Here is a 14,649-nt window from a genome sequence, read left to right as displayed (position 1 = left end):
CGACTCCGGAGCCGCAGCAGCGGACAGGGGGTCCATGGTGACGGCTCGCGGCGACCTGCAAGCCTTGCCTGGCAGCACCGTCCGCCATACCGGGCCCGGTCGGACATGGCCAGGAGGCATGCATTTTCGATCAGTCCGTGCTCGCCGGAGGCGGCGTACCGACATTGGCGAAGGCTTGGCGCAGATCGACCTCGGCGGGCGCGTAGGGCGATAGGAATCAGGTTTGGCACCATCAGCGGACGGACCGCACCAGATCAGGGGCGCGACGCACTGCGGCCAGCGCGCCGAGGAGGAGTCGTAGAGCTGTCTCGGGGAGGTGGGCTTGGATGCCGACCCCTGGCTGTGAATGACTTCTCTGGCCCCATCGGAACGGGTCCTGTGGCCCCTGAGGCTCGATCGCGGTATGAGTGTTCGTCAGAAGTGGTCCCAGGGGCTTCCTTGCGGTGAGAGCATCGACGTGCTTCCGAGAGACAGGAGGCCCGGATGGACAGCCCGAGATCCAAGGTCGTGCTCTTCGTGGCGATCCGCCGGGACTCGCGTACGGAAAGCTGTAGATCCATGAACCCTCCCGCCGCTAGGGGTCCACCGGCGGCTGGTCCGCGAGGCCGTGACCTCATCGTGGCCCTCTCCGCGCAAGCCGATGCCGAAGCGTGCGTCGGTCCTGGACGCCTACAAACACCTGATCGACCGGCTGGCTGCTGACCCCACGAGTGGACCGCTACGCGCGGATCACCGTGCGGATGAACCACTACTCGGTACCGGTGCGGCTGATCGGCCGCCAGGCCCGCGTTCTACTGCACGCCTCCGAGGTGGTGGTCTACGACGGCCGCGCCGAAGTGCCCGGCACGAGCGCCTGGCCGCTCGCGGCGGCAGCCGCTTGGACCTGGACCACTACCTGGAAGGACTCCTGCGCAAGCCCGGCGCGCTGCCCGGGCCACCGCGCTGGACCAGGCCCGCGCGGCGGGGAAGTTCACCCCGGTGCACGACGCCTGGTGGGAGGCCACCAGCCGCGCGCACGGTGATGCGGCCGGCACCCGCGCGCTGATCGAAGTCCTGCTGCTGCACCGGCATATGAGCCGCGACCACGTCGTCGCCGGGATCGCCGCCGCCCTGCGGGCCGGCGCCCTGACCTCGGACGCGGTCGCCCTGGAAGCACGCCGGGCCGCCGAACACGAGGCCCCGAGCCAGGCAAGCCCGGACACGGCACTCGGCCGGATCACCTCTCCGGTGGCGTCGCTGACCGCACGCCGCCTGGCCGCGCTGCCGCCCGACCCGCGCCCGCTGCCGTCGGTGGCCGCCTACGACCAACTCCTGCCTCACACCCGGCCATCAGCCGGGCATCCCACCAGCTGAGGGAGTCCCGCTATGAGCGTCACCCGCCACCGCGGTCTGGCCGAACCGGCTGCAGATGCCGCCATCGACGCGGCCTGCCGCAACCTGCGACTGCCTACGATGCGCGGCCAGTTCTCCGAGCTCGCCGATGCTGCGGCCCGCGACCAGATGACCTATCGCTGGTTCCTCGCCGAGTTGTTGATGGCTGAGTGCGACGACCGCAACCGCCGCCGTTCCGAGCGCCGGATCAAAGCCGCAGGCTTTCCCTGCGAGAAGGCACTGCGCACCTTCGAGTTCGAGGCGAACCCTGCAGTCGACCGGCCGCCATTCACCACCCTGGCCTCCTGCGAGTAGAGTCGTTCTCCTCGTGGACCAAGACCTTCACCGGCCCCCGGCTCTGCGCGGCAATCGTGGACCGCCTCACCTTCGGCGGCGACATCATCGAGACCGGCAGCGACTCCTACCGGCTCGCCCACACCAAGGCCCGTCAACAACACATCCGCCGCTTCCTCCACAGTCGCCGCCCCGCCGCCCGGAGGAACGGATCGAGGCAAAGCGCCCGTCTCGCCTGCAATCGAAGCCGAAGACGAACGGCCTGGACACGCTGCGGCGAACCGCCACAGTCACGGCGCCGACGGGAAGGGAAAACCGATCGTGACTGGACGTCAGTGAACCGGACCAAAGAGAGGATCACGAATCCAGGATTCCAGACGCCTGCCCTCCGGTGGCAGAACCTCAACTGCTGGTGGCCCATCTGGCACGCACCCCGGCCACATCTCCGTGAGCCACACTTGTTCAGCGGCACCCAATCGATCCCAGTGTTCGCGCAGCTCACCCACGAGCCGAACACTGCGCTCGCCACCAGCACCATCGAGATGCCGACCGAGATAGCAGATCGCTGATGCCACTTGCGACTGCACTGAGAGGTGCTGCAAGCGGAGGCCCGGGGGCGGTCCCGAACGGCGCAAGATCTGCCTCAAGCGGACAAACGCCTGGTCCCAGGCGCTGTGGTCTCCCGCGCCGGCGAGGCCCAACATGGCGTAGTTCTTCAGGACCGCGTCACGGGCTGACAGAGCCTGCGCAAGGTCAGCCGACGCACCCGGCCCGCATCGCTTGGCCAGCGCAAGTGCCGCCGCACACCGCACATCCCGCGACATTCCCTCAGCCGTCAGAACGTTTCGCAGTGCCTGTGGACCTGCAGAGCCCTGGGCATCGCCCAGCACCGCGACCACAGACACGTGACGGCTCACAGGAAGATCGTTCAATGCCGCTACGAGTTCGGCCTCGCCCGCAGGGCCGTCCATCACAGCGTCGCAGAGCGCGCCCTCGAAGACCTCGGTCTTCCGATGCCGCAACCGTTCCCCCAGCGAGGCCACCTCGGCTCCTTCCCTGGCTTCGTCCGGCCGCCACAATGACATGCCACGCCGACATTCGGCGTCGCCAGTCTGCCTCGGTCAGCGTTACGGCCAACTGCCCAAACAGACCTCGGGCCACGGGCAGGGCGCAGGCTGGGTCCAACGCATTCGTTCGCGCCGCCCTCTGAAGATCGCCAACTGGAGCCAGAGAACTCGTTCAACTGGGGCCAAGTGAGACGTTCGAAGCCAGACCCCGAATTCTTGCTCTGATCAGATGGGCACGCCCATGAGAACGGACGGCAGATGTTCACACGGGCGACAGCCGGCACCCGTTCGCGTTGGAGCTGATGCTCCACGCCGTGGCGGCGCTCCGGCCCCCAGCCGACGAGAACACGTTGGCACACCGCCGTCGAGCTGCGACGATGCCACTGTTTCGCAAGCAGAGGACATTTGTTCCTTTTCGTGTGTGGTCCTGGAGTCCGCAGTGGGAGGCTGCGGCCGGCCGGGCGCTCGCGCACCTCCTGGCGGTCTCGGGTGGCCAGCCGGTGACGGTCCCCGGACGGCCTGATCGCGGAAGTGTTCCAACGCGCCCTCGACGCCCTGCTGCCTGCGGGACCGCCAGCGCGGCGCGCCGTCCTGGCCGGACCGGGACTGCCCGCTCCCGACGCGGACGCCGACATCCTCCTCGTGCCGACCCATCCGCGGACGGGGGGACCTGGACCCCAGCTGGCCCGGCCGCCTCCGCTTATCCGGTGCCCCTGCCGTTCGGGGTCGGACGGACCTTCGTCCGGGGATCGTGGGTCCATTCGGGTCCGTATGCGACGGCGGCTCGCACCTTGGGCGAGAGGTCGTCCGCGAGCCGAGCGCGCTGCTCGGGCTCCGCCTGGCCGCTCGTCGCGAACTGGACTCGCGTGTCCAGGACCGGGTGGGTGAGGACAGCCGCCACGGCTGGCTCGGGCAGCCCGGGCCGGTGGAGGGCTTGGAAGGGCGGCCCGTGGCCCCCGCCGTCGAAGGCGATCAGCCGCAGAAGCAGCGGTGTGGGAAGGGCCGGGTTGGCGGCGACTCCGTCCAGCGCGGAGGCGTAGAAAGCGACCATATTTCAGCTCCCCGACCATCGCTTCGCGCGCAGCCCCTTGGGGACGCCTACGCGGAGTTGACCTTTCGGGTCAACAACCGTCATCCTGCCACGGACCAGGCTGCCTCTGTACGTGATCATCGAGAGCCCACACCACGTCAGGTAGATGTCTTCGCCCTACGCCAGACCGACGATGCGGCCACGGGAAGAACTTCGCCCACGACATGAGAGCGAACCCACCCCAGACTCAACGCGATAGGGCAAATTGCCGCCGGTTGCCAGGAAGAGTCCTCCGAGATTCGGCGAACACGTCGGTTTCAAGTCGTCGGCGACAGCGTGATCGAGGCCGCCATCTGCGACGGCGACATCGTCACCGTCCGACGCCAGGACTCCGCCGACCACGGGGACGTCGTCGCCGCGCTCCTGGCCGGCGAGGCCACCGTCAAGCGCCTGCGCCGCGAGAACGGCCGGGTGTGGCTGATGCCCCACAATGCGCCGTACGAGCCGATCACGAGCGACGACGCGGTCATCCTCGGCAAGGTGGTCGCCGTCCTGCGCACTCTCTGAGGACGACGAAGAGCGGTCCGCCCGGTCGACGTGCGGCGCGAAGGGAAGGGGCACAAGCAGCAGCCCCCTGGCTCTCGCCCACCACCGCCTCGACGTCCTGTGTGCCACAGAGCCTGCTATCACGCTTCACCTACCGTCACGGCTGTAGGGGTGACAACACGATTGGGATGTCCTTCTCCTCTTCGGACGCGGGCCGGAAAAGCTCAACGCACCGGGATGATGTCGGGGGCACCCATCCGTACAGCGTCGGCGGTCTGATCGTCCGGCTGCTGCTGGGCCTCGCGTTCCGCCGCCACCCGCTTGAGGTAGTGGTCGACCTCGCGGTCCTGGTGCGCTCGGTCCCAACTCAGGTGAGACGCCATCAGCCCGGCCACGGTAGCTGCCGCGTCCACGCCGCGGTCCCACGACTCGATGGAGATCCGGGTACGCCGGGCGAGCACATCCTCCAGATGGCGGGCTCCCTCGTGAGTGACCGCATACACGGCCTCGACGCGGAGGTAATCGTCGGAACTGGGCAGCGGCTCGGCGAGTGAAGGATCATCAGCGACCATGTCGAGCAGTTCGGGAACCAAAGAGCCGTAGCGGTTCAGCAGGTGCTCGATGCGGGCGACATGCAGCCCGGAACGCTGGGCGAGGCTGTGGCGGCAGTTCCAGAGGGCCGGGTAGCCATCCGCGCCGAGTAGCGGCACGCGCTGCGTGATGCAGGCGGCCACCTTCTCGTCCAGACCGCGGGCCGCCTCGTCGACCGCGTCCTTGGCCATCACCCGATAGGTCGTGTACTTGCCGCCGGCCACCACCACGAGCCCGGGGACCGGGTGCGCGACCAGGTGCTCCCGGGACAGTTTGCTGGTCTCCGCGGCCTCCCCGGACAGGAGTGGACGCAACCCGGCGTAGACGCCCTCGACGTCCTCCGCGACCAGCGGTGTGGCCAGTACGCGGTTGACGTGTTCGAGCAGGTAGTCGACGTCTTTGGCGCTCAGCGCGGGATGGGCCTTGTCCAGTTTCCAGTCGGTGTCGGTCGTCCCGATGATCCAGTGCCGCCCCCAAGGGATGACGAACAGCACGCTCTTCTCGGTCCGGAGGATCAGGCCGGTGCGGGAGTTGATCCGGTCACGCGGGACCAGCAGATGCACGCCTTTGGAAGCCCGGACGTGGAACTGCCCGCGGGTGCCGGCCATGGATTGGGTGTCGTCGGTCCACACACCGGTCGCGTTGATGACCTGCTTGGCGCGTACCTCGGTCTGCTCTCCGGTCTCCAGGTCCGTCACTACGGCGCCCACCACGCGCTCGCCCTGGCGCAGGAAGCGACTGACGCGGGCGCGATTGGCGGCCAGCGCCCCGTACGCGGCTGCGGTGCGGACGAGGAACATGGTGTGCCGGGCGTCGTCGACCTGGGCGTCCCAGTACTGGATCGCGCCGACCAAGGCATCGGAGCGCAGCGCGGGTGCCTCGCGCAGGGCCTGGCGTTTGAGCAGGTGACGGTGGCGGGGGAGGCCGCGGGCCGTACCGGAGACCGCGGCCATCGTGTCGTAGAGCAGAACGCCGGCTCCGACGTACGGACGCTCCCGGACCCGGTGCCGCAGTGGGTAGAGGAAGGGCACCGGCCGCACCAGATGGGGGGCCAGGAACTGCAGCAGCAGTCCACGCTCCTTCAGCGCCTCTGCGACCAGCCGGAAGTCCAGCATCTCGAGGTAACGCAAACCGCCGTGGATCAGTTTGCTGGAACGGCTGGACGCACCCGAGGCCCAGTCACGGGCCTCGACGAGGCCGACTCGCAGGCCCCGGGTAGCTGCGTCCAGGGCCGCCCCGGCGCCCACCACCCCGCCACCAACGACGAGGACGTCCAGTTCTCCTCCACCCAGCCCGGCAAGGGCTCGCGCCCGTGCCTGGGGTGAGAGGGGCACCGGGTTCACCATGGGTCTCACCTCCTCGTGCACCGGCCTGGTGTCCCGCGGTGCGACCCCGCCATGAGCCGGCGGGTCTATTCCACCTTGGCCCAGTCGAGCGTTCGCTCCACCGCCTTCTTCCAGCCCGCGTATCCCTCCGCGCGCTGCTCCTCGGACCATTGGGGCTCCCAGCGTTTGGATTCCTGCCAATGGGTACGCAGTTCATCCGTGTCCCGCCAGAACCCCGTGGCAAGACCGGCCGCGTACGCGGCACCCAGCGCGGTCGTCTCGGCGACGACGGGCCGGCTGACCGGTACGCCGAGGACGTCCGCCTGGATCTGCATGCACAGGTCGTTGGCCGTCACACCGCCGTCGACCCTGAGTACGTCCAGGTGGACGCCAGAATCCTGCTCCATGGCCTCCACCACGTCGCGGCTCTGGTAGCAGATGGCCTCCAGAGTGGCCCGCGCCAAGTGGCCGCCATCGTTGTACCGGGCGAGACCGACGATCGCGCCGCGGGCGTCGGAACGCCAGTACGGAGCGAACAGGCCCGAGAAGGCGGGGACGAAATAGATGCCGCCGTTGTCCTCGACCGTGCCGGCCAGACGCTCGCTGTCGGCGGCGTCAGTGATGATCTTCAGCTGGTCGCGCAGCCATTGCACCGCGGACCCGGTGACCGCCATGGAACCCTCGAGGGCGTAGATCGCGGGGCTGTCGCCGAACTGGTATGCCACGGTGGTCAGAAGGCCGTGTTCGGAGCGGACCAGTTCGGTGCCGGTGTTCAGCACCAGGAAGTTGCCGGTGCCGTAGGTGTTCTTGGCCTCGCCCGGTGCGTAGCAGACCTGCCCGACGGTTGCCGCCTGCTGGTCGCCGAGGACCCCCGTGATGGGAATGGCGGCTCGCAGCGGTCGGGAGGTGCGGGTCACGCCGAACGCCTCCCGGTGGGAGGACGGGTTGATGGTGGGCAGCATGGACCGCGGGATGTCGAAGAACCCGAGCAACTCGTCGTCCCAGTCGAGGGTTTCGAGGTTCATCAGCATGGTGCGGCTGGCGTTGGTCACGTCGGTGGCGTGGATGCCGCCCTCGGGCCCGCCCGTGAGGTTCCACAGCACCCACGCGTCGGTGTTTCCGAACAGGGCGTGGCCCTGGTCCGCGGCCTCGCGGACACCGTCGACGTTCTCCAGGATCCACTGGATCTTGCCGGCCGAGAAGTATGTCGCCGGCGGCAGTCCCGCCTTGCGGCGGATCACCTCGCCCTGGCCCGAACGCTCAAGGGCGGCCGCGATGGAGTCGGTGCGGGTGTCCTGCCAGACGATGGCGTTGTAGTACGGGCGGCCGTTGCGGGGGTCCCAGACGACGGTCGTCTCCCGCTGGTTGGTGATGCCGATCGCCGCCAGGTCGTCCGGCGACAGGTTCCCGTGCCGGAGCGCGTTCTGGATTACCGAGTTGGTGCGTTCCCAGATCTCCACCGGGTCGTGTTCGACCCAACCCGACCGCGGCAGTATCTGGGCGTGCTCCAGCTGGTGCCTCGCCACCTCGTTGCCGACGTGGTCGAAGATCATGAACCGGGTGCTGGTGGTTCCTTGGTCCACCGCGCCGACGAAGTCCGCCATGGCATTTCGCCTCTTCTCCTGGATGGACTGGAGTTGGCGGCCTCACGCGAGGCCGGTCAACCCTCGGGGGTGGGAACTCGTCCGGGCGGCTCCGGCTCCGCGGTCGGCAGGAACCGGCCGACGAAGAACTTGTAGATGAAGGCGCCGAGGAGACCGCCGATCAGCGGTCCGACGATCGGCACCCAGAAGTAGAAGTTCCCGTACTGATCTCGCCACGCTCCGCCGTATCCGGTGAGGAAGCTCGCCAGCCTCGGACCGAAGTCACGGGCCGGGTTGATCGCGTAGCCCGCATTGGTGCCCCAGGCCATACCGATGGCCACGACGATCAGGCCGATGATGAACGGTGCCAGATTGGCGCCGGGGGGCGTGTTCAGCAGGTCGGTAACCGCCATGACCAGCAGCAGCAGGATCGCGGTGCCGATGACCTGGTCCCGGAACGCGCCCCACTCGTACACCGGCAGATTCGTGTTGCCGTTGGCCGGCAGCGTCGAGAAGACGCCTTGCGTCTTTATGGTGTGGCCGGGGTCCGCCTTCGCCAGCGCCTCCGTGTAGTTCCACCGCACCAGCAGCGCCGCCACGAAGGCACCCGCCGTCTGGGCCAGCGCGTAGGGCGCCACCTTGCTCCACGGGAAGCCCTTGAACGCGGCAAGGGCCAGTGTCACCGCGGGATTGATGTGCGCACCACTCAGCCGTGCTGCCACATAGACGCCCAGGGTGACGCCGAGGCCCCATGCCCAGGCGATGCTGTCGTGGTCTCCGAGGCCGCCCGCGGGGTCCGTGAGCGCTCCGCCCGCAGCCACTTGGGCAACCACGCCGCAACCGAAGAGGATGAGAATCATGGTGCCGAGGAACTCGGCCGACATCTCGCCGATCAACCCCAGCCTTCTGAGCCGCTCAGCCATGTGAGCCTGCTTCCTGCCGGCTCTCTCGACCGGCCCGTCGCTCGGCCCCCGAGTGATCCACGAATCATCGTAAGTGGTTCTGCGGAAGTCCGCGCGCGAAAGCGCTTCACCCGGCTGCCGATCACGGCAGCGACCAGCTTCGTCCGGGGCTCCACTGCACCACCGAGCAGTTCTGGGCGCGCAAGCGCATGGCGGTCCCAGCAGGTCCACGACCTGTTACGCGACAAGACCCGCCGGACTCACGGCGGGGTTCGAGCCGCTGCCGAAGCGGTGGGTGATCGAGCGGACCACGCTGGCGGCAATCAGACATCGACCTGTCCCGCCTCCACCCCTCCTACAGCGCCCAGAACGCCTCCCGGGTACATCTGACGGGCACGTTCGCAGCACTGCCGCTCTTCCGTGTCGAGGGAAGACCAGCACGCCCGAAGTCCGCGGCCTCCCATGAACCGTCCGGCTCCTCAGCCGCCGGACGGGTGCCACGGAGATGAAGCCGGGTGGGGCGTGCGCGAGGACAGGCCCCTCAGACTCTCAGCCGCTCCATGGCGCGCTTGACCGTGTCGTCGGGCTCAAAGGACGGGCTACGCAAGTCACCGATGGAGAGGACGGACCGCACGGTGGTTACCAGATCGACCAGAAGATCACCGGTGGACGCCCAGAAGTGGACACTCCAGCCGCACCCGGCGGTGAATATGAGGAGGAGGCGCTGGTTGTCACCGGGGCCGGCGAACCGTCGCCACTCCTCGGTGCCCACCGCCGTCACCGGACGTGCCTCGAGCAGCCGGGCCAGGGCCGCCAGGTCGGCTGCCGTGACCTGCTGCGCGTCGGCTCCAGCGCCCTGGCGCTGCGCAACGGCGCGAAGTCCCACACGCGCGTGTAGACCCACTGGGAGAAGTGTCGGCATGGGGGAGCCACGTGTTCGGCTGCGCACCGTCCCAGGACAGCAGCACGGGCGGTCGTCGGAACCGTCCAGCCGGACGGCCAGGCAGTAGACCCCCTGATTCTCGTTCAGGAACGACAGCCTTACGTCGGCCAGCGAGAACTGATCCACGAACTCCTGCTCCAAGGTCTCGCATTCAACAGGCGGCGACACCCACGCCGCTCTCCAGGCTGGCCCACAACCTCAGATCTAGCGCAAATCTTCCGGGCAAGCGTTGTCGTGGCACAGCCTCGCTGTCAGTGTCAGCTCCATTCCGCCACCCCCCGAGCAGGCAAACCCCTTGATCCGGAGGCTTCATGCCCATACGTAGCCGTGCCTGTGCTGCTCTCCTGGTGGCCCTGACCGTTCCGTTCCTGCTGTCCCCACAGTCACCGGTCGAAGCCGCACCGGCGCAGCAGCCCCCGGCGAAGGCGCCGGTCGCAACTGGCAGCGGCGGAGCGGTCGCCAGTGTGAACCCGTACGCCTCCCGGGCCGGCCTCGAGATGCTGCGGCAGGGCGGTAACGCCGTTGACGCCGCCGTGGCGACCGCCGCCGCACTCGGCGTGGTCGAGCCCTACTCGGCGGGCGTGGGGGGCGGTGGGTTCCTCACGTACTACGACGCGAGGTCCGGCAAGGTCCACACCATCGACGGGCGGGAGACCGCGCCGGGCCGAATGCAGCGGGACTCGTTCATCGACCCTGCCACGGGCCGGCCGATCCCCTTCAAGGAAGCCGTCAACTCCGGTCTCTCCGTGGGCGTGCCGGGGACGCCTGCCACCTGGGAGGACGCTCTGGACGCCTGGGGCACGATGCCTCTGAGCCGGACGCTGGCTCCCGGCACCCGGCTCGCTGACGAGGGTTTCGTCGTGAACGCGGAGTTCCGGGCGCAGACAGCCATGAACGAGGACCGCTTCCGGGACTTCTCCTCCACGTCGGACTTGTTCCTGCCGGGCGGCGAGCTGCCCCGTGTGGGCTCACGCTTCCGTAATCCCGGCCTGGCGAGCACCTACCGCCTACTCGCCAAGGATGGTCTCGCCGGTTTCTACGGCGGCGCGATGGCCCGCGAGATAGTCGATACGGTCCAACACCCACCCGTGGCACCAGGCTCGGATACGCGCGTGCGCCCCGGGCTCATGGAGGACCGTGACATCGCGGGCTACAAGACCGTGCGCCGCGCGCCGACGCACACCACCTACCGGGGCCTGGACGTCTACTCCATGGCGCCCGTTTCCTCAGGTGGCACCACCGTCGGCGAGGCTTTGAACATCCTGGAGAACTTTGCCCTCTCTGCGGCGACGACGACCGACCGTACCCAGGCGCTTCACCACTACCTGGAGGCCAGTCGTATCGCCTTCGCCGACCGCAACCGGTGGGTGGGAGACCCGGCGTTCTCCGACGTTCCCACAGATGAGTTGCTCTCCAAGGAGTTCGCCAAGGACCGGGCTTGCCTCATCAGTGAGGAGTCGGCGCTGTTCAGTCCATTGGCCCCGGCCGACCCGCGCGGCGCCGGATCCGCCTGCACCGCGGGAACCGGAAGCGCCGAACCCTACGAAGGCCCCTCCACCACTCATCTGGTGACCGCCGACCGCTGGGGCAACGTCGTCTCGTACACCCTTACCATCGAGCAGACCGGCGGCTCCGCCATCACCGTGCCCGGCCGTGGGTTCTTGCTCAACAACGAGTTGACGGACTTCGACTTCACCCCCTACTCCGGCGAAGTGGACGGCCCGAACCTTCCCGGACCCGGCAAGCGCCCACGCAGCAGCATGTCGCCTACCATCGTCCTGAGGGATGGTGAACCGCTGCTTGCGGTCGGCTCACCAGGCGGCGCCACGATCATCACCACAGTCCTCCAGACCCTCATCAACCGCTTGGACCTGGGCATGACCCTGCCGGAAGCGGTGGCCGCGCCTCGCCTCTCCCAACGCAACCGCGCCACTACCGAGTTCGAGCCAGGCTTCCTCGACTCCCCGGAGAAGGGTGAACTGGAAAGGCTCGGTCACAAGTTCGTGCTCGCCGGTCAGACATTCACCCCGGCGCCGGAGATCGGAGCAGTCGCGGCGCTGGAATTCCTCGATGACGGCAACATTCAGGCCGTAGCGGAAAGCACACGCCGCGGTGGCGGGTCCGCGATGGTTCTCCACAAGAACTACTGACCGCCACTGGTCAGCGGATGCCGGTCTGCAGGACATCGGCCTGCGGACCGGCGATCCCGCAATTCGCGCCTGCGGCCATGCTCGTGCCGTTCAGAGTCGCGCAGTTCTCGTCGGGGAAGGTTGACATGATTCCTTGGCCACGGCCGGCCGGCCGGCCGCACCCGGTTCGCGCCGCGACTGGGGAAGGATGCCAGCGTGTCGTCTTCCTGGCCCGCGGTGCCGAGGCCGGCCGCTGTGGCCGTTCATCCGCCCGGTGCTCGCTCCCGGGTCCTGGGAACAGTCGGCCGAAGGCTGCCGAGGGTTGTTGCGGTGCAGGTCAGCAGACGCAGGGCGGGGGCTGAGACGATTTGGGGGTGCGGGACGTCGGGGAGCTGGACGTTGATGACGTTTCGCGGCTTGCGACCCCCTTCCACGGACTCGTGGTGTTGATGAGTTTGGGAGGCGCGGGGTCTCTTGCCTGCGCAGCATCGGGACGCTCCTGGTGAAAGGTGCTGGTCGCGCGGCAGCTGTCGAAGGTCGAGCCGTACGCCGCGATCCGGCGCGACCATCGCGGTCGGCCCGGTGACCCCGCCGCGAGCGGGGTCCGCGCCGGTGTCACGCCGGACCGATGACCTTCTTGCGCATGTGCCCGTAGACCACCGACGTTCGTACGTCGGCGAGTTCCGGGCGCTTCGTCAGCTTGTCCAGGACCACTGCGTGCAGATGGTCGGTGTCACGGACGGCGACGTGCACGAGGAAGTCGTCGTTCCCGGTGAGGACGAAGATCGAGATGACCTCGGGCATCCTCTCCAGGAAGGTCTGGAAGGCCTCGATCACCGCACGTGTCGGCGGGCGGACCCGTACGGCGATCACCGCCTGCAGCCCGCGGCCGATCGCCGCGAGGTCTGCCTCCGCGTGAAATCCCGTCAGGATGCCGCTCCTGCGCAGCGACCGGATTCGCTCCAGGCACGTGGACGGGGCGATGCCGAGTTCCTGGGCCATGTCCCGGTTGGTGCGCCGACCGTCCTCCTGGAGCATCCGCACCAACGCCGAATCAAGTTCGTCCATGCTTGCCTCACCCCGCCGAATTCCGAAGGTAATTCGGACTATTCGCATCACCTTCGATGATCTTGTTAGCCTCCAGCCTAGTTGACTGACGTTCGTTCGGTCACGGTGTGGTCGGCGGCAGTGGGTAGTGGAGAGGGGCGACTTGATATGCGTGACCGAGGACCCGCGATGTGGGCGGTGTGTGCGGTCATGGCGGCCGCGCTGTTCTGGAGCAGTTCGTACGCGGTGACCAAGCAGGTGCTGGAGGATGTCGGCCCGCTCAGTATCGGCGCCATCAGGTTCACCCTTGCGGCGTTGCTACTGGGCGTGATGGTACGGCTGAGCCGGCACCGCCCGGCCCGGCCGGACCCGCGGCAGCGGTGGCAGCTCTACCTGAGCGGGTTCCTCGGCATCACCGCGTACTTCATCCTGGAGAACGTCGGCGTCGACCTGTCCACGGCATCCGACGCGTCGCTGATCGTGGCCACGTACCCGCTGATGACGATGCTGGTGGAACTGGTGGTCTTCCGCACCCGGATGCCGCTGGTGAGGGTGACGGGCGTGCTGCTGGCCACCGTCGGCGCCTCCCTCGTCGTACGCAACGGGGCCGAGGTCGGCGGCAGTTCGCGCTGGCTGGGGGACATTCTGCTGCTGCTCGGCGGGCTGGCCTGGGCGGGCTACAACCTGCTCGGCAAGCGCGCGAGCGCCGGCCAGGACGCCGTGAGCGTCACCTACTACCAGACCCTGGCGGGCGCGGCCGGCTTCCTGCTCGCGTCCCTGCTGGAGTCCGACGACTGGCGGATGCCGGGCGCGACCACCTCATCGTTGCTGGTCTACCTGGCCGTGGCGTGCTCGGTCGGCGGCTTCCTGCTCTACAACTACGGCCTGCACAGGATGGCGTCGAGCGTCGCGGTCAACATCCTCAACCTGGTCCCGGTCTTCGGCGTCATCGGCGCCGTCGTGATCAACGGGGAGTCGGTCCGGCTCGCCCAGGTGACGGGCGGCGTGATCATCATCGTCGGGGTGGCGCTGGGCATGATCGAGCGGGGAGCCACGGCGAAGCCGGACGCGGGGGGAAGCGAGCCTTCCGGGACTGCGACCGCTCGGACTGCGGCGGAGGTGGGGCCCGTGCCCGACGAGCCGAAGCGGCTGCACCGACCGCGCATGCGGTGATCGACGGGGTCGGTAGCCGCTGGTGTCCTGCGCCAGTAGCTGATCCTTAGTGGTTGCCTGAGTTGTGCTGCTGGTGCGTCAGCTCCACGTCGGCCCGAGGCTGGAACCGTTGCTGCTGTCTGCTGATGAGCGGGCGGTGCCGGAGCGGTGCACGCGGCGGGCGACATCGGCACAGGCGCCGGCTTCGCGCGCACGGATCGGCCGACAGCACAGGATGCCGACGGTCTCCTCGACGGACAAGTCCTCGAAGTAGCGCAGCACCAGCACCGCGCGCTGCCGCGCGGGCAGCTGCCGTACGGCGGTCACCAGGGCCTGTTCCTGATCCACACCGGTGAAGGGGTCGCTGATCGCGGGCCGGTCGGGGAGCTCGCCGTGCGGAACTTCGCTGCGCCAGCGGCGGTGCCACCATGAGGCGTGCGTGTTGACGATCGTCTTACGGACGCAGGCTTCCGCGTGTTCCGCGGCGATCTGGCGCCACTTGGGCCAGACCTTCGCCAGCGCGGTCTGCAGCAGGTCCCCGGCCAGGTGCGCGTCCGCGGTCAGCAGCCACGCCACGCGCAGCAGACGCGGCCCGCGCGCTTGCACGAACTCCTCGAAGTCCGGTGCGCCACCGTTGTTGCCTCGAGCGCCGGCCATGCCCCCGCCATC

At 68.5% G+C, this 14,649-nt stretch carries 9 protein-coding genes and 4 pseudogenes; 6 read left to right on the top strand and 7 right to left on the bottom strand.

The annotated features are described in order from the left end of the window. Positions 1-689: 689 nt before the first annotated feature. The 3 pseudogenes from ACH5AF_RS25505 to ACH5AF_RS25495 all read left to right on the top strand — a co-directional run. Positions 690-1,353: pseudogene (locus ACH5AF_RS25505) on the top strand (Mu transposase domain-containing protein); the annotation flags it as partial. A gap of 12 nt (positions 1,354-1,365) precedes the next feature. Further along, positions 1,366-1,826: pseudogene (locus ACH5AF_RS25500) on the top strand (ATP-binding protein); the annotation flags it as partial. A gap of 1,328 nt (positions 1,827-3,154) precedes the next feature. Continuing rightward, a pseudogene (locus ACH5AF_RS25495) lies at positions 3,155-3,460 on the top strand (hypothetical protein); the annotation flags it as partial. Here the strand turns inward: ACH5AF_RS25495 and ACH5AF_RS25490 are convergent. After that, positions 3,433-3,783, bottom strand: a complete 351-nt coding sequence (locus ACH5AF_RS25490; RefSeq protein ID WP_398904828.1) for a hypothetical protein — start codon at positions 3,781-3,783, stop codon at positions 3,433-3,435. The pseudogene ACH5AF_RS25495 and the gene ACH5AF_RS25490 sit on opposite strands and share 28 nt — an antisense overlap. 297 nt (positions 3,784-4,080) lie before the next feature. Between ACH5AF_RS25490 and ACH5AF_RS25485 the strand changes: the two are divergent. Beyond that, a pseudogene (locus tag ACH5AF_RS25485) lies at positions 4,081-4,329 on the top strand (LexA family protein); the annotation flags it as partial. Positions 4,330-4,532: 203 nt separating this feature from the next. On the opposite strand, the gene ACH5AF_RS25480 reads toward ACH5AF_RS25485, so the two are convergent. The 4 genes from ACH5AF_RS25480 to ACH5AF_RS25465 form a co-directional block, all read right to left on the bottom strand. Further along, positions 4,533-6,245 (bottom strand): glycerol-3-phosphate dehydrogenase/oxidase, encoded by a 1,713-nt coding sequence (locus ACH5AF_RS25480; protein WP_398904534.1) that lies wholly within the window; start codon positions 6,243-6,245, stop codon positions 4,533-4,535. A gap of 65 nt (positions 6,246-6,310) precedes the next feature. Beyond that, positions 6,311-7,828 carry a glycerol kinase GlpK gene (gene glpK / locus ACH5AF_RS25475; protein WP_398904532.1) on the bottom strand — a complete coding sequence of 506 codons (1,518 nt, stop codon included), beginning with the start codon at positions 7,826-7,828 and terminating at the stop codon, positions 6,311-6,313. 56 nt (positions 7,829-7,884) lie between these two features. Beyond that, positions 7,885-8,730: an MIP/aquaporin family protein gene (locus ACH5AF_RS25470; RefSeq protein WP_398904531.1), complete on the bottom strand. Its 846-nt coding sequence runs from the start codon at positions 8,728-8,730 to the stop codon at positions 7,885-7,887. A 520-nt stretch (positions 8,731-9,250) separates the two neighbouring features. Beyond that, on the bottom strand, positions 9,251-9,613 hold the full coding sequence (locus tag ACH5AF_RS25465) for a hypothetical protein (RefSeq protein ID WP_398904529.1): 363 nt from the start codon (positions 9,611-9,613) through the stop codon (positions 9,251-9,253). A 350-nt stretch (positions 9,614-9,963) separates the two neighbouring features. Between ACH5AF_RS25465 and ggt the strand changes: the two genes are divergently transcribed. Further along, complete coding sequence (ggt, locus tag ACH5AF_RS25460) at positions 9,964-11,802, top strand: gamma-glutamyltransferase (protein ID WP_398904527.1); 1,839 nt, start codon at positions 9,964-9,966, stop codon at positions 11,800-11,802. Positions 11,803-12,396: 594 nt separating this feature from the next. On the opposite strand, the gene ACH5AF_RS25455 is transcribed toward ggt, so the two are convergent. Beyond that, positions 12,397-12,849 carry an Lrp/AsnC family transcriptional regulator gene (locus tag ACH5AF_RS25455; protein WP_398904525.1) on the bottom strand — a complete coding sequence of 151 codons (453 nt, stop codon included), beginning with the start codon at positions 12,847-12,849 and terminating at the stop codon, positions 12,397-12,399. A gap of 147 nt (positions 12,850-12,996) precedes the next feature. Between ACH5AF_RS25455 and ACH5AF_RS25450 the strand changes: the two genes are divergently transcribed. Further along, positions 12,997-14,001, top strand: coding sequence for a DMT family transporter (locus ACH5AF_RS25450; RefSeq protein WP_398904523.1), 1,005 nt, complete (start codon positions 12,997-12,999; stop codon positions 13,999-14,001). A gap of 78 nt (positions 14,002-14,079) precedes the next feature. Here ACH5AF_RS25450 and ACH5AF_RS25445 read toward each other — a convergent pair whose 3' ends face one another. After that, on the bottom strand, positions 14,080-14,637 hold the full coding sequence (locus ACH5AF_RS25445; RefSeq protein WP_398904521.1) for a SigE family RNA polymerase sigma factor: 558 nt from the start codon (positions 14,635-14,637) through the stop codon (positions 14,080-14,082). Between the last annotated feature and the right edge of the window lie 12 nt (positions 14,638-14,649).

Origin of the sequence: Streptomyces sp. NPDC018833, assembly GCF_044390825.1 — a bacterium.
GTDB lineage: Bacteria > Actinomycetota > Actinomycetes > Streptomycetales > Streptomycetaceae > Streptomyces.
The sequence above is the reverse complement of the archived record's forward strand: the minus strand, read 5'-3'. Positions and strand labels throughout refer to the sequence as shown.